Raw genomic sequence first — 19915 nt, forward strand, 5'->3', positions numbered from 1 at the left:
AATGTAGCCAATTGGCTTACAGAGCGCCATGGCGACCTTGCCCTTGTTCCTTGGTCATGGGGGAGCGCTCTTGCTGGCAAATATGGGGGGGGCAAGGGAGACTTGTCGGTCACGTTCCGGCAGGAAATATCGTCTGTCCTCTCTCTGGGGGGCCCTTGCAGACTCTTCAGCAGATCCTGCTATCCCTTTGTGCTGAGCTGTCAGTTCTGACAGGGCGCAATCTGTGGCGGTCCCGCTAGCTTAGAGGCGCCGGGAGTGGCCCGGGATATCATCGACCTAAGGAAAGAAGAGATGAACAGAGTCTATTTGGCCGTCGCGCTGGCATGCTGGGGTGGCGCCGTTCTGGCCGCCGAACAAGTCGCAATTGAACAGGTTGCCGGTATTCAGGGGGCGCCGAGTGGCGCGGCGGGGGTGAGCGCCCTGGCAGGGGATGGCGAGTACCGTCAGGTTCGTGCCGTCACCCTGCCCAATGGCCAGCAGCGGGTCCGCTATGAGCAGACCTGGCATGGTATCCCGGTGTGGGGTCAGGTGCTGGTGGCTGAGCAATCCCTTGGTGGCCAGGTCAGCAAGTTGTCCGGGCAGATATTGCGCCAGATAGAGGGGGATGTGGCTAGCCCTGTGGCGACCCTTAGACCGGCAGAGGCGGCGGTCAAGGCGCGCAATGGCGCCAAGGGTAGCAACGAGCGGGTCAAGTTGTTCGTGGTGCAAGATGAGGCCGGACAGGCGCGTCTGGTCTATCTGGTCTCCTGGCTGGCGGCGAGCGAGGCGCCGAGCCGCCCCTTCGTGATGGTCGATGCCCACAGTGGTGCCGAGCTCAAGCGCTGGGAGGGGATCAATCATCAGAATGCCAGCGGTCCGGGCGGCAACACCAAAACCGGCAAGTATTTCTATGGCGCCGATTTCGGCCCCCTGCTGGTCGATGCCAACTGCCGGATGAGCAGTGCCAGCGTCGATACCATCAACATGAATCATGCCACCTCGGGGGGCAGCGTTCACCAGTTCAGCTGCCCGGAAAATACGGTCAAGGAGATCAACGGCGCCTTCTCGCCCCTCAATGATGCCCACTACTTCGGCAATGTGGTGTTCGACATGTACCGCAGCTGGTACAACACGGCGCCGCTCAGCTTCAAGTTGAAGATGCGGGTCCACTATGGCCGCAACTATGAGAACGCCTTCTGGGATGGCAGCCAGATGACCTTTGGTGACGGCGCTACCACCTTCTATCCCTTGGTAAGCCTGGATGTGGCCGCTCATGAGGTGAGCCACGGCTTTACCGAGCAGAACGCGGGGCTGGTCTATGCCAATCAATCCGGCGGCATCAACGAGGCCTTCTCCGACATGGCGGGGGAAGCTGCCGAGAACTTCATGAAAGGCAGCAACGACTGGCTGGTGGGCGCCCAGATCTTCAAGGGCAGCGGCTCCTTGCGCTACTTCGAGGATCCGACCCGGGATGGCAGCTCCATTGGCCATGCCAGCGATTATCGCAGCGGCATGGATGTGCACCATAGTTCGGGGGTCTATAACCGCGCGTTCTATTTGTTGGCGACCAGCAATGGCTGGAATACCCGCAAGGCGTTTGAAGTGTTCGTGCTGGCGAACCGCCTCTATTGGGGCCCCAACACCGACTACGATCAGGGCGCCTGTGGCGTGACCAAGGCGGCGACCGATCTGGGCTACAGCCTGGCCGACATCAACCGTGCCTTCCAGACGGTCGGCGTCAATGCCAGTTGTGGTGGTACGCCGCCCTCAGGGGGCAGTGTGTTGCAAAACGGCGTGGCCCTGACCGGACTGGCGGGAGCCCAGGGGGGCAAACTCAATTACACCATTGAGGTTCCGGCCGGCAAGAGCACGCTTGTGGTTGCCAGCAGTGGCGGCAGCGGTGATGCGGATCTCTATGTGAAATTTGGTGCTGTGCCAACCAGCACCAGCTACGATTGCCGCCCCTACAAGAGTGGCAACACCGAGACCTGCACCCTCAATGCGCCCAAGGCGGGCACCTGGCATGTGCAACTGAGTGGCTTTAGTGCCTTCTCTGGTGTGAGCCTCAAGGCAAGCTATTGATATAATGATGTTTTATTTCTGGCATTCAGCAAGACCACCTCTTCATGAGGTGGTTTTTTTATATCAGCTGTCGAGGCGGCAAGGATGAGCGGCCGATCGCCGGACTATTTGCCCGCCCAGTGGCTGGCCAGCATGCGGGCGGCCTCGATCACTCTCTCCTTTTCCCGATTAGGCCGCTTGCCGCTGCGCCAGGCCATCATGACATCCCAGTGATCCGGCGGCAGATCCGTCACATCGAGTTGTACCAGGCGGCCAAACTCCAGATCTCTTGCGATGGCCAGCGCTGGCATCAGGGTGATGAAGCCGTGCTCGAGGGCCAGCTCACGGGCTGCGCTGGCCGGTTGAATCGCGTGCAGTGGACGGGTTACCTGGCGCAGCAGCCGCAGCTGGATCAACAGCTCGTCGCACCCCGTGCCCCACTGTTGGGGGGCGAGGCGCTCGTTGGCAATGTCTTGCAGGGTCAGTCCCTGGCGCCCCGCCAGGGGATGGGTGGCACAGGCAACGGCGATGATGGGAGAGCGGTAGAGCAGCTCGAGCTGAATGCCGGCGATGGCGGGGCACTTGAGGATGAAGCCGACATCGGTCTCTCCGGTCAACAGCTCCTGCATGATGATGCCGGAGTGATCCGTGCTGCAACGGATCTCGAAGCTTTCATCCACCAACTCCAGCAGCAGGGGGCCGAACACCACTGTGGTGAGGGAGGGCAGGCAGGAGAGTCGAATGCGTGGCAGCAGCGGGGTGCCCTGCAAGGCGAGTTGGCCGGCCTCCAGTGCGGCGAGGGCGCTGCTGACCGCTGGCAGAAACTGCTCGCAAGCCGCGGTAGGAGTGGCGCCGCGGCGGTGGCGGCGAAACAGCGGTTGGCCGAGGGCGTGTTCCAGTACGGCGATGCGCTGACTCACCATGGGTTGTGACCAGCCCCGTACCGCAGCCGCCTTGCTGAAGCTGCCCCGGTTGACCACATCGAGCAGCAGTTGCAGATCATCGAGCGTCATAGCCATAAAAAATCCCGATATGAAATATAGCCAGTTGTCGGCTACCACTATATCTGGAGCCCTCGCAGAATAGCAGCATCAATTGGGGTCTGAGGTGGTTATGGTAGAGCGGGCGCGGCGGCGGGGACGCTGGTTTTTGGCATTGGATTCCTTGCTGGTGATCCTGGGGTTCTTCGTGGTGATGCCCATGATAAGCCTGAGGTTCGTCGATCAACTTGGCTGGGCGGCGGGGGTGGTGGGTCTGGCGCTGGGCCTGCGTCAGCTGACTCAGCAGGGGCTGGGTATCTTTGGTGGCTCCCTGGCAGACAGATTCGGTGCCCGGCCACTGATCGTCGGCGGCATGCTGCTGCGGGCGGTGGGGTTTGCCAGTCTGGCCTATGCCGAGAGCGGCCTGGCGCTTATCGTCTCCTGCATCATCTCCGGCTTGGGCGGGTGCCTGTTTGATCCCCCACGGGCGGCCCTGGTCATCAAGTTCACCCGGCCCCATCAACGTGGACGCTACATTTCGTTGCTGATGATGCTGGAGAGCGCCGGTGCCGTGCTCGGCGCCCTGCTCGGCAGCTGGTTGCTCAACTTCGATTTCGAATATGTCTGCCTGCTGGGGGCTTGCCTGTTCGTCAGTGCGGCCCTGTGCAACGGGCTTATCTTGCCTGCCTACAAGATCTCCTTGCGCCCCGCGCCCATCAAGGCCGGGCTCAATCGTGTGCTGGCGGACAAGGCGTTTTGCCGGGTGGTGCTGATCCTGAGCGGATACTACGCGCTCTGGGTGCAGGTGATGCTGATCTTCCCCATTCTGGTCAAGCAGATGGCCGGCAGCAGTACGGCGGTGGGTTGGATGTATAGCCTGGAGGCGGCGCTGTCGCTCTCCTTGCTCTATCCGCTGGCGCGCTACGGCGAGCGTCACTTCCGGCTGGAAACCCGGCTGCTGGCGGGCATGCTGCTGATGACCGCCGGCATAGGGCTGGTTGCCTTCGCCACCACCCTCGAAGCCATTTTTGTGCTGCTGGCCTGCTTCTATCTCGGCATCATCATAGTGGAACCGGCCCGGGAGACCTTGATGACCCGGCTGGCCCACCCGAGTGCGCGAGGCAGTTACATGGGGTTCAGCAGGCTCGGTTTGGCGCTGGGTGGCATGAGTGGTTATGTGGGGGGAGGCGCTCTGCATGACTATGCCAGTGTCCAGGGGCAGCCCTGGTTGCCCTGGCTGGTGCTTGGCACCGTCGGCGTGGTGACCCTGCTGTTGCTCAGTCACTGTTTTGCCCGTCGTCCCGAACTGGCGCAGCTGCGGGCCTGAATGCCAGATATGAAAAAACCGGCCGCATCAGCGGCCGGTTTTGTATCGGGAGGTGGCTTGGCGCCAAATCCGGACTTAGAAGTTGTACTGCAGTGCGACACCGACCACGTCGTCAGACACTTGGCCCAGGCTGCTGTAGCCATCGGAGCCATCTTCGTCGAGCAGGTTGATCTTGTAGTCAACATAGGCGTTGAAGTTGTCGGTGAAGTTGTACCAGGCACCCACACTGACGTACTCGGTCAGGGTATCGTCGATGTTGGCACCGCTGCGGTCATCCTTCACGTCGGTACGCAGGTAAGCGAGGGACGGCTTGAACTTGGGGGTGACGCTGTACTGGGCCACGGCTTCATAACCGTCACTCTTCTCGGCATAGCCGCTCTGGCCATTCTTGCTGACGAAGACATGATCCTGACCATGGGCATAGGTGGCAGCCAGGTAGAGGTTACCGGCCGTGTACTTGATACCGGCACCGTACAGCTGGGCATCGTCATCACCACCGAAGGAGGCCAGCTCTTTCTGGTCGCCAGTCTTGGTTGCCATGTTGTAGACAGCACCCAGGGAGATACCCATGTCAAAGTCATAGTTGGCGGACAGGGCATAGCCCTCGTCGGAGCCCTTCATCCACTTGCTGTCCTTGTCATTCCAAGGATCATTCTTGCCAGTGAACTGGGCACCCAGGGTCATTCCCTGATAGGTATAGATGTACTGGGCCAGACCGTTGTTACGACCGGTACCGAACACGTCAGTGTCCTTGCCCAGGCCGTCACCACCCCATTCCGGCAGCACGTCGGTATAGTTGTTGACCGCTTTGGCGAACAGACCGTCCTGACGACCGTAGCTGAAGGCGCCGAAGCGATCGTTCTGGATGCCAACGTAGCCGTAACGCAGCTCGTCGTTGTCGGAACCGGAAGTCGGCAGGTTGTATTCGGCGAAGGCGAACGCCTTGGTTTCGTCATCGATGCGAGTCTCACCGGCGACGTGCAGACGCAGGTAGCTCTGATCGCCTTCGAGGGCGTCACTGCTGGTACCGTAGTACATGCCTTGAACGCGGCCACCGATCTCCAGCTTGGTGCCGTCTTGATCATACAGGGGGGCAGCCTGGGCGGTACCGGCCAGCATCAGGCTGGAAACAGCCATGGTCAATGCAGTCTTTTTCATTGTCAATTCCTCTGGGGTAAGTACTCTCCAGGGCCCTCTAGGGTCCTGAATGATCGGTATTTTTCCGATGTAGCCATTTTAAGAGCGGTAAGCTTGACTGGAGCTGAAGCCGCAATGTCTTTGCGCACTAAATCAGCGTTTCTGTGACGCACAACGACAAAAAAGCGACCCGGAGGTCGCTTTTGATTAAAGGGAATGAGGCTATCAGAGCATCAGGCCACCGAAGAAGAAGCCCAGGGTCACGGCCATGGCGATAGTCGCCACACCCGGTACGAAGAAGGGGTGGTTGAACACCGCCTTGCCAATGCGAGTCGAGCCGGTATCGTCCATCTCCACCGCGGCGAGCAGGGTCGGGTAGGTGGGCAGCACGAACAGAGCGCTCACGGCCGCGAAGGAGGCGATGGCGGTCAGCGGGCTGACGCCCAGTGCCAGGGCTGCTGGCATCAGCGCCTTGGTGGTGGCGCCCTGGGAGTAGAGCAGCATGGAGGAGAAGAACAGCACCACGGCCAGCAGCCAACTATAGCTGTTGAGCAGATCGCCTGCGACAAGCTGGATAGTATCCATGTTGCCCTTCACGAAGACGTTACCCAACCAGGCGACACCCAGTACGCAGATACAGGCGGACATGCCGGACTTGAAGGTCGGCATGTTGGTGACCTGAGTCGCGTCCAGTTTGCACACCAGGGTCATGATGGTGGCGGCGGCGAGCATGATGCCCATGATGGCGCCATCACGGGGGATGGGCGGATGGGCAATCAATCCCACATTGCTGGAAATGGCGGTGGCATAGGCCATGACGGCGACGATGGCGGCGATGAAGATACCGACCGAGAGTTTGGCATAGGGTTTGAGCTCGACCTGGCTGGTGCCGCGCAGCTTGATCAGACCCTTGGCCTTGCGCTCCAGATAGACTTCATCTTGATCCAGCGGCTTGCCCATCATGTTGGCGACAAAGGCGCCGACCATGCAGGCGAGGAAGCTGGAGGGGATGCAGATGGCCAGCAGCGTCAAGTAATCGACACCAAAAGGCTCCAGCATCCCGGAGAAGGCCACCACGGCGGCCGAAATGGGCGAGGCGGTGATGGCGATCTGGGAGGCGATAACCGCGATGGAGAGCGGACGGGAGGGGCGAATGCCTTGCTCCTTGGCCACCTCGGCGATGACCGGCAGGGTGGAGAAAGCAGTGTGGCCTGTCCCTGCCAGCATGGTCATCAAGTAGGTGACGACGGGGGCGGCGAAGGTGATGTGCTTGGGATTCTTGCGCAGCGCCTTCTCGGCCAGGGAGACCAGATAATCCATGCCGCCGGCCAGTTGCATGCAGGCGATGGCGCAGATGACGGACGCGATGATCATGATCACGTCCCAAGGGATATAGCTGACCAGTTGATCGCTTGGGATCTCCATGCCCAGGCCCCAGGTCAATACCAGAACCCCCAAGCCACCGGCAAAGCCGATGCCTATGCTGCCTATCCGGGCTCCCAGATAGATAGCGCCGAGCACGACAGCTAACTCGATTCCAATCATAGTGAACACTCCATTTATTTTTAGTTTTTGAGAATCATTTGGCACAAAGCCATTTCCCGATGGGCTGGCGGGATGCAAGCAGGTCGGGAAATGGCTTTAAGGGCCGGGAGTGATCCCGGCCCTGATCCGCTTATACGACGGCGCTGCGCGCGAAGCGCTTGGCCTTGTACTGCGGGTTCATCAGGTTGTCGATGGAGAGGATCTCGTCGAGCTGCTCGGCGGTCAGCAGACCGCGCTCCAGTACGACTTCACGGACGTTCTTGCCGGTTTGGGCACAGATCTTGCCGACAATGTCGCCCTCGTGGTGACCGATGAAGGGGTTGAGGTAGGTCACGATGCCGATGGAGTTAAGCACATGGTTCATGCAGATCTCCGGGTTGGCGGTGATGCCTTCCACGCACTTCTCGCGCAGGGAGACGCAGGCATTTTTCATCAGGCTCAAGGATTCGAACATGGCCTGACCAATCACTGGCTCCATCACGTTCAGCTGCAACTGACCGGCTTCTGAGGCGAAGGTGATAGTTATGTCGTTGCCAAACACCTTGAAGCAGGCCTGGTTGACCACTTCCGGGATCACCGGGTTGACCTTGGCTGGCATGATGGAGGAACCGGCCTGCATCTCCGGCAAGTTGATCTCCTTGAGGGCGGTACGTGGACCGGAAGAGAGCAAACGCAGATCGTTACAGATCTTGGAGAGCTTCATGGCCAGGCGCTTGATGGCACTGTGCAGCATCACATAGGCGCCGCAATCCGAGGTGGCTTCGATAAGATCTTCTGCCGGCACATAGGCACGGCCAGTGATCTCGGCCAGACGCTGGATCGCCAGGGCAGAATACTCGGGCGGGGTGTTGAGGCCGGTACCGATGGCGGTAGCGCCAAGGTTCACTTCCAGCAGCAGCTCCTGGCAACGCTTGATGGATTTGATCTCTTCACGCAGGGTGACGGCGAAGGCGTGGAACTCCTGACCCAGGGTCATGGGTACCGCATCTTGCAGTTGGGTGCGGCCCATCTTGAGCACAGAGCTGAACTCCTTGGCCTTGGCGTCGAAGGCGGTGATCAGATCTTCCAGGGCATCCAGGGTGGTGTCGGTGCTGTTGACCACGGCGACGCGGAACCCGGTGGGGTAGGCATCATTGGTGGATTGGCACTTGTTGACATGGTCGTTGGGGTTGATGACGTCGTAGCGGCCCTTCTCCAGACCCATGATCTCGAGGGCGATGTTGGCCAGTACTTCGTTGGTGTTCATGTTGACCGAGGTGCCGGCGCCGCCTTGATAGACATCGACCGGGAACTGGTCGAAGCATTTGCCGGTGTCGAGCATGAGATCGCAGGCTTCGACAATTTTGTCGGCAATTTCGGGGGGCATGGTGCCCAGTTCGCCGTTGGCCAGGGCCGCTGCCTTCTTGGTCAGCACCATGCCACGGACAAACTCGGGGACATCAGAAATTTTCTGAGTGCTCAGCTTGAAGTTTTCGACAGCCCGCAGGGTGTGGACGCCGTAGTAGAGATCGTTAGAAACTTCTTTGGTGCCCAGCAGGTCTTCTTCAATGCGGACGTTTATGATGTCGCTCATTGTAATGCCTCAGAAATCAAATAAATGGAAATGATCCTCACCGAGTGGTCGCGAGTTCCTTGCGCACAGCTCATCCTGAAGCACCACACATCGAGTGGGGCGGTAGGGGAATAACTCCCCGATAACTGTCAGTGATCTTACCTCAATGGGGGTATCCCATGTTAGAGCTAGATCACTAAATTTGAGGGATTCCCAAATTTTTTGCGACGATTAAACATATGTTGCAAATGACCCAATTACTGTGACAGAACAAGGGACTCACGCCCAGTCATCTCAGGGGAATATTCCCTAAAATGACGGCTGGATCGCGCTTTACCTTGAAAAAGTCGATAGTTCCCCCATCTATTAGGAAAGAACGCCGCCTTCCGCCCTGATCGCAGGGAGAGGCGAGCGCCAGCCAGACTGGCCACCACATCAAGCCGTACTGAGGTCAATATGGGTAAGTTGTTTTTGTTATTTGTCGGCCTGTCTCTGCTCGAGCTGACCGTCATGATCCAGGTGGGGACCGTGATCGGTGCCTTGCCGACTGTGATACTCATAGTGCTGACCGCCATGATAGGCAGTTCGCTGGTGCGCAGTCAGGGGCTCAAGACCCTGATGGAAGCCCAGCAGCGGATGCAGGTCGGCGAGATGCCAGCCCGCGAGCTGATGGGCGGCATGATGCTGGCCCTGGCTGGCCTGCTATTGATTGTTCCGGGTTTTGTCACGGATCTGCTGGGTCTATTGCTGCTGTTGCCGCCGCTGCGTAGCCGTCTGGCCGACAAGCTGGTCAAGGGCGTCAGGGTACAAGGGGCCATGGGGGGCTTTCAGTCTCAAGGGCCTTACTCCCCATCGTCACAGTTGCGCGAGGAGTCCAGCACCATCATAGAGGGTGAATTCGAGCGCAAGGACAAGGAGTAGTCTCCTGCGGCCAAGGGGCATCGCTTCCGCACAAGAAATCTGAAGGGGCCGCATCAAGCGGCCTCTTGGTTCTCTGCGTGCGGGCATCGACATGTCTTGCGGGTGGAGAGAGCGAAAACATGGCGCAGCGGTTCAGCGGCGACCCTGATGGCAAAGCTGCTCGAAACGATGGCGGGCATAGAGCCAGGCCAGACAACCCGCCGCCAGGTTGGCGATGAGTATTCCCAGATAGATACCCTCTTCCCCGCCCAGCCTAGCGCCGATCCAGGCCCCGGGCAGCAAGAAACCAAACAGTCGCAAGCCATTGAACAGAAATGAGATGCTGGAGGCGCGCACCCCGTTCAAGGCGGAGGCCAGCAGCATCACCATGCCCTGAAAACCATAACCAATCGGTACCAGATGCAGATAGAGCACTATCAGGCGTATCACCTGCGGATGGTCACTGAACATATTGGCTATCAGGGGAGCCAGTAACCAGGTCAGCCCATAGATGGCGAGTTGCAACAGCAAGGCAAAACGCATGCAGAGCAGCAGGGCCGCCTTGGCTCTGGCCGGGTTGCCTGCCCCGCAGTTTTGGGAGACAAAGGGGGCCAGCACCGAGGAGAGGGCCATCATGACGATGAGCAGCAGGGCTTCGACCCGGGAGGCCGCCCCGTAGGCTGCGACCACTTCGGTGCCAAGGCCGGCGAAGATGACCATCAGCACGGCATTGGCCAGGGGGTTGAGCATATTGGTGAAGGAGGCAGGCACGGCGACATGTAGCAGGGCCCGCCAGTGGACCAGCAGACGCTGGCGTGGCGAGAGTCGCCAGCGCAGCAGACCCTCCCTGTGCCGCAATATATAGAGGCTGACCAGCATGGCCATCAGCCAAGAGAGAGAGGTCGCGATGGCTGCGCCACTGATGCCCCACTCAGGGAAGGGACCTATGCCAAAGATAAGCAGAGGGTCCAGCACGCCATTGACCAGGCCCGCTACCGCCATCACCAGGCTCGGTGTCTTGGTGTCTCCGGTGGCGCGGATGGCGGCATTGCCGACCATGGGCAGTACCAGCATGGGTACCGTCAGGTACCAGATCAGCATGTAGTCATGAATGAGGGCGATCAGTGCCTCGCTCGCCCCTAGCAGGCGAAACAGGGGATTTATGGTGAGGGCGCCCAGCAGGGAGAGGGCAAGCACCAGCAGTACGGCGAGAAACAGACTGTCGGTGACCAGATGGGCGGCCTCTTCATGTCTGCCCTGACCCAGGGTGTGGCCAATCAGGGCCGAGAGCCCGGCCCCGAGTCCCATGGCCAGAGACGTGACCACGAAGGTCACCGGAAAGGTAAAACTGATGGCGGCCAGTGCCTGGGTGCCCAGCATGCCGATGAAGAAGGTATCGACCAGGTTGAAAGCCAGTATGGCGATGATGCCAAGGATCATGGGCCCCGTCATGCGCAGCAATACGGCAGGCATGGGGGCAGTCAGCATGGTATTGGGTCGGGTCAAAGGCTCGTCTCTTCACGGCTGGAAACTGAGGTCTGGTTTGCCGAAAGACAAACTCGGGTCCATGGCAGGGCACGGCGATCCATCGAAGATATTCATGGTACGTGAAAAACTTTTTTTTGTATCCGCCCTTGAAGGGGAGGCATAAGTGCCCCACATCTGGGTCATATGCAATTTGGCCAGGAATGGCCATTCCTCAAGTAACAAAGTGACTCATTTTGGGAGAGTTATCGATGAAAATTCGTCCACTGCACGACCGCGTCATCATTAAGCGCATCGAAGCTGAAGCTAAATCCGCTGGCGGTATCGTCCTGACTGGTACTGCGGCTCAGAAGTCCACCCGTGGTGAGGTTCTGGCCGTGGGGACTGGTCGAATTCTGGATAATGGCGAAGTGAAAGCCCTCGCTGTCAAAGTCGGCGATAAGGTGATCTTCAACGAAGGTTACGGCGTCAAGAGCGAGAAGCTGGACGGTCAGGAAGTGTTGATCCTGTCCGAAACCGACATCCTGGCGATCGTCGAAGCGTAATTTTCCCTTCCCCCGAATTGACTAAAGGATTCAAGAATCATGGCAGCTAAAGAAGTTAAATTTGGCAACGAAGCTCGCATCAAAATGCTGGAAGGCGTCAACATCCTGGCCGATGCCGTTAAAGTGACCCTGGGCCCGAAAGGCCGCAACGTCGTGCTGGACAAGTCCTTCGGCGCCCCGACCATCACTAAAGATGGCGTCTCTGTTGCCCGCGAAATCGAGCTGGAAGACAAGTTCCAGAACATGGGTGCCCAGATGGTCAAGGAAGTCGCTTCCAAGGCCAACGACGCCGCCGGTGACGGTACTACCACTGCTACCGTACTGGCTCAAGCCATCGTCAACGAAGGCCTGAAAGCCGTCGCCGCCGGCATGAACCCGATGGACCTGAAGCGCGGTATCGACAAAGCCGTCGTGGCGGCCGTTGCCGAGCTGCAGTCCCTTTCCCAGCCTTGCGCCGACAGCAATGCCATCGCTCAGGTGGGCACCATCTCCGCTAACTCCGACGAGAAAGTGGGTGCACTGATTGCCGAAGCCATGGACAAAGTAGGCCGTGATGGCGTCATCACCGTTGAAGATGGTCAGGGCCTGGACGATGAACTGGCCGTAGTGGAAGGGATGCAGTTCGATCGCGGCTACCTCTCCCCCTACTTCGTCAACAAACCGGAAACCGGCGCCGTCGAGCTGGATGATCCTTTCATCCTGCTGGTCGACAAGAAAGTCTCCAACATCCGCGAAATGCTGCCGGTGCTGGAAGGCGTGGCCAAGGCGGGCAAACCCCTGCTGATCGTCGCCGAAGACGTGGAAGGCGAAGCCCTGGCGACCCTGGTGGTCAACACCATGCGCGGTATCGTGAAAGTGGCTGCCGTCAAGGCACCTGGTTTCGGTGACCGTCGCAAGGCCATGCTGCAAGATATCGCCATCCTGACCGGCGGTACTGTCATCTCCGAAGAGGTGGGCATGGAGCTGGAAAAAGCGACCCTGGAAGATCTGGGCCGTGCCAAGCGCATCGTCATCACCAAAGAGAACACTACCATCATCGATGGTGTGGGTGATGCGACCCTGATCGAGAGCCGTGTTGCCCAGATCCGTCAGCAGATCGAAGAGACCTCTTCCGATTATGACCGCGAGAAGCTGCAAGAGCGCGTAGCCAAACTGGCTGGTGGCGTTGCCGTGATCAAGGTCGGTGCTGCCACCGAAGTTGAAATGAAAGAGAAGAAAGCTCGCGTTGACGATGCCCTGCACGCCACCCGCGCTGCCGTAGAAGAAGGCGTGGTTGCCGGTGGTGGTGTTGCGCTGGTACGCGTAGCCGCCAAACTGGCTGGCCTGCGTGGCGACAACGAAGACCAGAACGTGGGTATCAAGGTTGCCCTTCGCGCCATGGAAGCCCCGCTGCGTCAGATCGTAATCAACGCCGGTGAAGAAGCCTCCGTCATTGCCAACGCCGTGAAGAACGGTGAAGGTAACTTCGGCTACAACGCTTACACCGAGCAGTACGGTGACATGCTGGCCATGGGTATCCTGGATCCGACCAAGGTGACTCGTTCTGCCCTGCAGTTTGCCTCTTCCATCGCCGGCCTGATGATCACCACTGAGTGCATGATCACCGACCTGCCGAAGAAAGATGGCCCTGCGATGCCTGATATGGGCGGCATGGGTGGCATGGGCGGCATGATGTAATCTCGCTCTCGTCATTAAACGGCTCGCATTGGCGGGCCGTTTTTTTTTAGGGCGGCTAGACTGAAAGTATTGATAATAAAATCATTGGTGTATTTATGATAAAGATTGGGCTCATCCCTCTGCTATTTTGCCTTGCTGGCCCGGCCATGGCCCTGGAGGCGCCGCAAGGCCCCGTGATATTGACCGTTTCCGGCAATGTGAATACCGAAGGGACACCCGCTGGCAAGGTCGAGCTGGACCTCTCGCTCATTCAGTCCCTGCCACAGCACGAAATAGTCACCAGCAATCCCTGGGTGGACAAGCCTCATCACTACAAAGGCCCCAAGGTGGCAGATCTGCTTGCTGCCCTTGATGCCAAGGGCAAGAGCATCACCCTTACAGCCCTCAACAGTTTCCAGATCAAGGTGGATTGGGAGACCGTAAAGCGATATGACCCCATTTTGGCGTGGCAGGACGATGGCATCACCATGCGGGTACGTGACAAGGGGCCCCTTTGGTTTATCCTACCCTTGGATCAATATCCGGAACTCAAGCAGTCTGCCTTTACCGATATGATGATCTGGCAGTTGAGTGCTCTCGATATTCAGAACTGACAAGGTGGGTGTGCGGGTGAAAAGAAAGAGTTGGCCACTGTTGCTCATTCTCTATATTTCCATCCTCTCATTCACGGGGAGCACCCTCTATTGCCTGGTGCAGATCCAGAATGCGACTCGGGTCATGGAGAAGTACACCTACGACGTCTCCTGGGCCTTGATGCAGTTACAGCTGGAGCTAGGGCGTTTCCTCAACTCGGTCGAGCTCTATCACTATGGCGGCATAGACCACGACACCCTGATGCTGCGCTATGACATTTTGTGGAGCCGCACCCCGGTATTGCTGAGTGGGCAACTGCGCGAGAGTCTGTACGACAAGCAGAAAGCCTTGCGTCTGGTGCAACTCATCGAGAGCACTATTCGCGAGCTGGAACCTCGCATCCTGGCCCTCAAGAGCGGCAGTGGCGACTATCAGCAAATCATGATGCGGCTCTCGCCTCTGCAAGAACCGCTCTCCTACTCCCTTGCCTCCGTGATGCAACAAAACATCAAGGTATACACCAGTAACGACCAGCGTTTCGGTACTTTGCGCAACTCTCTGCTGCTCATGGTCAGTGGCTTGCTGGTATCGGTGATCATGCTCAGTGTGTTGCTGATCCGCGAGGGGAGGCGGCACTATCGGGAGGCTCGCCTTGACCCACTCACCGCACTCTCCAATCGCCTCGCGCTACTGGAACAGATGGAGGAGTGCGTCACCCGGGAGCAGCCCTTTGGCCTGGTGCTGATCGATATCAACGAGTTTCGCGATATCAACAGCAAGTTTGGCTATAACATCGGCGATCTGCTGTTGCAAGAGCTGGCTCGACGGCTCGATACGCTTTGTAATGACAGTGAATGGGTTGCACGACTGGTGGGGGATCAATTCGCCATCATCCAGAAGGACAGCAGCGATCTCAAACAGGTACGTGAGCTGGTCGCTCGCGTCTTGCATGCAGTGAAACAGGATATCCCCCTGGATCACTATCCGTTTCGGCTGGAAGTGGGGATTGGCATCGCCTTCTACCCCATGGACAGCGAGGAGACTCAGGACCTGCTTAGCCGAGCCGAGCAGGCGCTGTTCCACAGCCGCAAAACCCATGTGCCTTATGTCATCTATGACAAGTCACTGCAAAACGAGACGGCGCGGCGCAAACACCTTGCCTCCGACATGGTGGTGGCGCTCGAACGCAATGCCCTCGAACTTTACTATCAGCCCATCATCAATTTGGAAACCGGACGCTGTGAAGCCGTCGAGGCTCTGCTGCGCTGGCGTCATCCTGAACTGGGCTTCATTCCGCCCAACGAGTTGATCCAGGTGGCCGAGGAGTTCCAGTTGTCTGAGAAACTGGGGGGGTGGGTACTCAATACCGCCTGTGCTCAGCTTTACCAGTGGCAGCAACTGGGTCTTCTTGACCTGCAGATGTGTGTCAATATCTCCCCCGGTATGTATCAGCGCAGCCTGCTCAAGCTGGTCGCCAAGGCTCTGATGGAACATCACATTTCTGCCCCTCATCTGGTGCTGGAAGTGACGGAAGACACCACAATGCGCGAGGTGAAAAATTCACTGCAATTGATGCAGGATCTCAGTCAGCAAGGGGTACAGCTGGCGCTGGATGATTTTGGGACAGGTTACTCCTCGCTCAGTTATCTGCAGAAGCTGCCAGTGAACAAGGTGAAGATCGACAGATCCTTTATCCAGGGGATCGACACCTCCACTGAGGCCTCGGAGCTGGTTGCCAACATTTGCCGACTGGGGTCCATGCTTGGCAAGACACTCGTATGTGAGGGAATTGAAACTCAGGCTCAGCTCGATGTGTTGCGCGGACTGACCGACATCCATCTTTATGGTCAGGGTTATCTGTTCAGCCGTCCGGCGCAGGCGGAGGCGGTGTACCAGACACTGCTTGAGATGGAGGAACGCTGGTTGGATGGCAAGGTGCCAAGTAGAGCCTGTAACAGCTAAACCATTAAGACTCATGGTTCTGCCAGCATGGCCGATAGCCATAGGGCAGGAGGAATGCAAATGGAAATATCTGGTTCAACATCTTATGGCAGTGCCCTCATGGTCGCCAGCCTCGCGAAGAAGCAACAAACCCAAGAGGGGCAAACCGCCCTGGCCTTGTTGCAGGGAGCCGCCGAATCGGCACAGGCACCCAAGAGCACAGCTGGCAGTACCCTGGGTAGCAACATCAATATTCACGTATGATGCCAAGCAATAAAAAAGCCTCGGTCTGTGGACCGAGGCTTTTTCGTTCTGGCGCTTGCCTGATGCAGATTAACCGGCGAATGGCGCTGGTGCTTCAAACGTCATCCGCTCCCCGCTGCGCGGATGGCTGATGGTCAGCATGGCCGCATGCAGGTAAAGGTGGGGCGCCGCAGCGAGAGCCTCGGGGTGGGCATAGAGGTTGTCTCCCAATATGGGGTGCCCCAGCTCCAGCATGTGTACCCGCAATTGATGGGATCGGCCAGTGATGGGCATCAGCTTGATCAAGCTGTTGCCGTTTTCCACTTTCAGCTTCTCCCACAGGGTCAACGCATGGCGTCCCTCCTCAAAATCTACCTTTTGCTTGGGACGGTTGGGCCAGTCCACGCACAGCGGCAGATCTACCTGACCCGAGCTGGTCAAGGGTTCACCCCACACCCAGGCAAGATAGTGCTTCTCGGTCTCCCGCTCGCGAAACTGCCTGCTTAACTCGCGATGGGCATTGGGATTGAGAGGGATCACCAATACACCCGTGGTAGACATGTCGAGGCGATGAGCCGCGGCTGCCTTGGGGTGTTGCTGCTTCACCCGGTGCAAGACACTGTCTTCGTTTTCTGGGCCACGCCCTGGCACGCTGAGCAGGCCGGTCGGCTTGTTGACCACCATGATGTCTTTATCCTTGAACAGGATATCGAGCCAGGGCTCCAGGGGAGGGCAATATTCGAACATAGCGTCTCGCATCAAAGGTTAAGGTGGGGACTAGTCCCCAACAGTTATGGGTCACCACGATACTAAAGTGCATGGCATCCAGCTTGAGCTGGGGCTGGCCGCGTCGACTTCAGTATCTTGTTAGTTATGGGTCACCACGATAAAGCGGATGGCATCCAGTTTGAGCTGGGTCTGGTCTATCAAGTGATGCAGCTCGGCTTGCAGGTCACGCAGATAGTCGAGCTCACTGTCGCGCACGTTCGGGTTGATGGCCTTGAGTGCTTCGAGCCTGTCCAGATCCTGTTGCAGCGTCTGCGCCATTTGGCCACGAGCCTCGTCGACGATACTCATTTTCAGTTGTTCGGCAATGGCTTGTCCCTTGCCGATCAGACCGTGGATCACCGGTTGCGAGGCGGTCACCAGCTTGCTCCCCAGGTGGCGGTTGACTGGGGTCAGTTGGCGATTGAAGGCATCAAACGCCACTTTTTCTCCCAGATTCTGTCCGTTCTTGTCCATCAATAGCCGGATCGGCGTCGGTGGCATGAAGCGGTAGAGCTGGGAATGTGCGGCAGATTCGGCCACAAAGATGAGCTCCAGCAAGATGGAGCCTACGGGGAGTGCCTTGTTCTTGAGCAGCGCGACCGAGGTTGCACCTATCTCCGACCCCAGAATCAGATCGATACCGCCCCGCAGGATGGGGTGATCCCAGGAGAGGAAGAACATATCGTCTCTAGACAGGGCGGTATCCCTGTCAAAGGTGACTGTCATGCCGTCATTGGGCAGGCCAGGGAAGCTGGAGACCAGCATATGATCACCCGGCGTCAGCACCAGGGCGTTCTCACCGCGATCGTCCTGATTGACGCCTATCTCATCGAACATCTTGAGGGCAAAGGAGATCATGGCGGTGTCGCCATCCTCTGCGGCCAGCTTGTCGGCCAGTTGTTGGGCTGCGTCACCCCCGCTGGAGTGGATCTCCAGCAGACGATCGCGTCCTTGTTCCAGACGAGCCTTGAGTGGCTCGTGGAGTGCCCGGGTCCGGGTCAGCAGCTCGTCGAGCTCGGCTTGTTCACCGCTGTTGGCGGCCAATAGCTCGAACAACTGATCGCGGACCTCCTCGAACACGGGGCGTGCGGTGGGGCAGGTCTGCTCGAACGCATCCATGCCATCGTGATACCAGCGCAACAGGGCTAGCTGGGCGCTGCCTTCCAGATAGGGAACATGGATTTCGACCGTGTTTTGCTGACCGATACGGTCGAGGCGACCAATACGTTGCTCCAGCAAGTCCGGGTTCAGCGGCAGATCAAATAGTACCAAGTGACCTGCAAACTGGAAGTTGCGCCCCTCCGAGCCTATCTCGGAGCAGATCAGCACTTGGGCGCCGCCATCTTGTTGGGCGAAATAAGCTGATGCCTGATCGCGCTCCAGAATGGACATGCCCTCGTGGAACACAGTGGCACGTATCCCTTCGCGGGTGCGCAGCGCCTCTTCCAGAGCGAGGGCTGTGGAAGCTTCGGAGCAGATCACCAAGACTTTCTGCTGGCGGGCACCGAGCAGCAGCTCCAGCAACCAGGTGATGCGGGGGTCAAACTGGGTCCAGCTGGCGCTATCGCCCTCGAACTGCTGGTAGATCTTCTCGGGGTAAAGATAACGCAAGGCGCGAGCCTGCAGATCGCCGCCGTTACCACCCATCATGCTCATTACCTTGATGGCTGTCTTGTACTGATCCGGCAGCGGCATGGGGTAGACGTTGAGATGGCGCTCGGGGAAGCCCTGGATATTGGCTCGGCTGTTGCGAAACAGCACCCGGCCAGTGCCATGCTGGTCGAGCAGCGTGCTGACCGCCTGCTGACGCGCTTTGCTGTCGCTCAAATCCAGCCCTTCGAGCTGATTGGCAAGGAGCTGTTGTGCGTCATCGCTCAAGGGCTCGCCAGTGAGCAGCGCTTGGGCGGCGGCTGCGACCTGGCCATAAGCCTGCTCCTCTGCCAAGAAAGCCTCGTAGTCGTAGAAGCGCTCAGGATCGAGCAAGCGTAGCCGGGCGAAGTGGCTTTGATGGCCCAGCTGATCCGGGGTGGCGGTCAGCAGCAGCACGCCCGGTACCTGTTCGGCCAGGGCTTCAACCATTTCATAGGCTCGGCTCGGGGCATCGCTGCTCCACTCCAGATGGTGCGCCTCATCGACGACCAGCAGATCCCACTCAGCCTCCAGCACCTGTTCAAAGCGGCGGCGCTTCTTGCGCAGGAAGTCCAGGCTGCAGATCACCAGCTGTTCGGTCTCGAATGGGTTTTCCGCATCGGCGAAGGCCTCAATGCAGCGCTCCTCGTCAAACAGAGAGAAGTGCAAATTGAAGCGGCGCAGCATCTCGACCAGCCACTGATGCTGCAGTGTTTCAGGCAACAAGATGAGCACCCGTTGGGCACGGCCGGAGAGCAGCTGCTGATGGATGATCATCCCGGCTTCTATGGTCTTGCCCAGGCCGACTTCATCGGCGAGCAGAACGCGCGGGGCATAGCGGTGGCCCACTTCATGAGCAATATAAAGCTGGTGCGGGATCAGGCTGACTCGCCCCCCGGCCAGGCCACGGGTCGGATTGCGACGGCGCTTGTGCTGATTGTTGAGCGCTTCATAGCGCAGGGTAAAGCGGGACATGCGGTCTATCTGACCGGCGAACAGCCGCTCCTGCGGCTTGTTGAACTTGATAAAGTTACTGAGAAACACTTCCTTGAGTGCCACAGGCTCACCGGTATCGGTGCGTGTGCCTACATATATAAGGAGGCCATCCTTTTCCTGCACTTCGTCGACGGTCAGGGTCCAGTCCTCGTGGCTGGCAATCTGATCGCCTACATTGAAGCTGACCCGGGTCACGGGGGCCTCTTCTTTGGCATACATGCGGTTTTCACCGGTAGCCGGGAACAACATGGTCACCATACGGCCTTCGACAGCCACTACAGTACCCAATCCCAGATCCGTCTCGGTATCACTAATCCAACGCTGGCCAAGTGCAAAAGGCATTAAACTCTCCAAAGCCCAAGAGTGTGTCACAACAAAGGGGCGCTATATTACCCGAAGGCGTAAGCACTATCACCATGGTTATAGTAGCTGGCCTTGCCGGGGGGCTGATGGATAGCAACAGAGTCCATTTAACCCGGACAAGAGGCTGTTTGCCGCGGTCATGCTCAATAATTGAGGGTTTTGCTGCTTTTAACAGCGAACGAACTCGAAGTGTCATATTTATGTCATTTAGCCC

General features: G+C 58.4%; 15 protein-coding genes. 8 read left to right on the forward strand and 7 right to left on the reverse strand.

Going from position 1 to position 19915, the window contains the following annotated elements:
* The first annotated feature begins 291 nt into the window (after window positions 1-291).
* Window positions 292-2061 (forward strand): M4 family metallopeptidase, encoded by a 1770-nt coding sequence (locus ACSMDR_RS13660; RefSeq protein WP_436468603.1) that lies wholly within the window; start codon window positions 292-294, stop codon window positions 2059-2061.
* A 104-nt stretch (window positions 2062-2165) separates the two neighbouring features.
* On the opposite strand, the gene ACSMDR_RS13665 is transcribed toward ACSMDR_RS13660, so the two are convergent.
* Window positions 2166-3059 carry a LysR family transcriptional regulator gene (locus ACSMDR_RS13665; protein ID WP_040319149.1) on the reverse strand — a complete coding sequence of 298 codons (894 nt, stop codon included), beginning with the start codon at window positions 3057-3059 and terminating at the stop codon, window positions 2166-2168.
* A 94-nt stretch (window positions 3060-3153) separates the two neighbouring features.
* On the opposite strand from ACSMDR_RS13665, the gene mdtH reads away from it, so the two are divergent.
* Window positions 3154-4347 (forward strand): multidrug efflux MFS transporter MdtH, encoded by a 1194-nt coding sequence (gene mdtH, locus ACSMDR_RS13670; protein ID WP_436469323.1) that lies wholly within the window; start codon window positions 3154-3156, stop codon window positions 4345-4347.
* 75 nt (window positions 4348-4422) lie between these two features.
* Here mdtH and ACSMDR_RS13675 read toward each other — a convergent pair whose 3' ends face one another.
* The 3 genes from ACSMDR_RS13675 to aspA all read right to left on the reverse strand — a co-directional run bounded on the left by ACSMDR_RS13675 (window position 4423) and on the right by aspA (window position 8602).
* Window positions 4423-5505 (reverse strand): porin, encoded by a 1083-nt coding sequence (locus tag ACSMDR_RS13675; protein WP_005901655.1) that lies wholly within the window; start codon window positions 5503-5505, stop codon window positions 4423-4425.
* A 204-nt stretch (window positions 5506-5709) separates the two neighbouring features.
* The gene (locus tag ACSMDR_RS13680; RefSeq protein WP_436468604.1) at window positions 5710-7029 is read right to left on the reverse strand and encodes an anaerobic C4-dicarboxylate transporter; all 1320 of its coding nucleotides are present in this window, start codon (window positions 7027-7029) and stop codon (window positions 5710-5712) included.
* Between the two features lie 130 nt (window positions 7030-7159).
* Window positions 7160-8602, reverse strand: a complete 1443-nt coding sequence (gene aspA, locus ACSMDR_RS13685) for an aspartate ammonia-lyase (protein ID WP_436468605.1) — start codon at window positions 8600-8602, stop codon at window positions 7160-7162.
* 435 nt (window positions 8603-9037) lie between these two features.
* Here aspA and ACSMDR_RS13690 point away from each other — a divergent pair, with 435 nt between their 5' ends.
* Window positions 9038-9502, forward strand: a complete 465-nt coding sequence (locus ACSMDR_RS13690) for an FxsA family protein (protein WP_436468606.1) — start codon at window positions 9038-9040, stop codon at window positions 9500-9502.
* A 132-nt stretch (window positions 9503-9634) separates the two neighbouring features.
* Here the strand turns inward: ACSMDR_RS13690 and ACSMDR_RS13695 are convergent, their stop codons facing one another.
* The gene (locus ACSMDR_RS13695; protein ID WP_436469324.1) at window positions 9635-10969 is read right to left on the reverse strand and encodes an MATE family efflux transporter; all 1335 of its coding nucleotides are present in this window, start codon (window positions 10967-10969) and stop codon (window positions 9635-9637) included.
* Window positions 10970-11217: 248 nt separating this feature from the next.
* On the opposite strand from ACSMDR_RS13695, the gene ACSMDR_RS13700 reads away from it, so the two are divergent.
* The 5 genes from ACSMDR_RS13700 to ACSMDR_RS13720 all read left to right on the forward strand — a co-directional run bounded on the left by ACSMDR_RS13700 (window position 11218) and on the right by ACSMDR_RS13720 (window position 15966).
* On the forward strand, window positions 11218-11511 hold the full coding sequence (locus ACSMDR_RS13700; RefSeq protein ID WP_005901665.1) for a co-chaperone GroES: 294 nt from the start codon (window positions 11218-11220) through the stop codon (window positions 11509-11511).
* A gap of 39 nt (window positions 11512-11550) precedes the next feature.
* A complete protein-coding gene (gene groL / locus ACSMDR_RS13705; protein WP_436468607.1) occupies window positions 11551-13188 on the forward strand; it encodes a chaperonin GroEL in 1638 nt (545 codons plus the stop codon).
* A 95-nt stretch (window positions 13189-13283) separates the two neighbouring features.
* The gene (locus tag ACSMDR_RS13710) at window positions 13284-13781 is read left to right on the forward strand and encodes a putative pterin-binding protein (RefSeq protein WP_005901669.1); all 498 of its coding nucleotides are present in this window, start codon (window positions 13284-13286) and stop codon (window positions 13779-13781) included.
* 124 nt (window positions 13782-13905) lie between these two features.
* Window positions 13906-15723: a putative bifunctional diguanylate cyclase/phosphodiesterase gene (locus ACSMDR_RS13715; protein WP_436469325.1), complete on the forward strand. Its 1818-nt coding sequence runs from the start codon at window positions 13906-13908 to the stop codon at window positions 15721-15723.
* Window positions 15724-15783: 60 nt separating this feature from the next.
* Entirely contained in the window at window positions 15784-15966 is a 183-nt protein-coding gene (locus tag ACSMDR_RS13720; protein ID WP_005901673.1) for a hypothetical protein, read from the forward strand.
* A gap of 69 nt (window positions 15967-16035) precedes the next feature.
* Here the strand turns inward: ACSMDR_RS13720 and rluA are convergent, their stop codons facing one another.
* On the reverse strand, window positions 16036-16692 hold the full coding sequence (gene rluA / locus ACSMDR_RS13725) for a bifunctional tRNA pseudouridine(32) synthase/23S rRNA pseudouridine(746) synthase RluA (protein WP_436468608.1): 657 nt from the start codon (window positions 16690-16692) through the stop codon (window positions 16036-16038).
* Between the two features lie 120 nt (window positions 16693-16812).
* Window positions 16813-19680 carry an RNA polymerase-associated protein RapA gene (gene rapA, locus ACSMDR_RS13730; RefSeq protein WP_436468609.1) on the reverse strand — a complete coding sequence of 956 codons (2868 nt, stop codon included), beginning with the start codon at window positions 19678-19680 and terminating at the stop codon, window positions 16813-16815.
* Window positions 19681-19915: the final 235 nt, after the last annotated feature.

The organism is Aeromonas molluscorum (assembly GCF_051376105.1).
GTDB lineage: Bacteria > Pseudomonadota > Gammaproteobacteria > Enterobacterales > Aeromonadaceae > Aeromonas > Aeromonas molluscorum.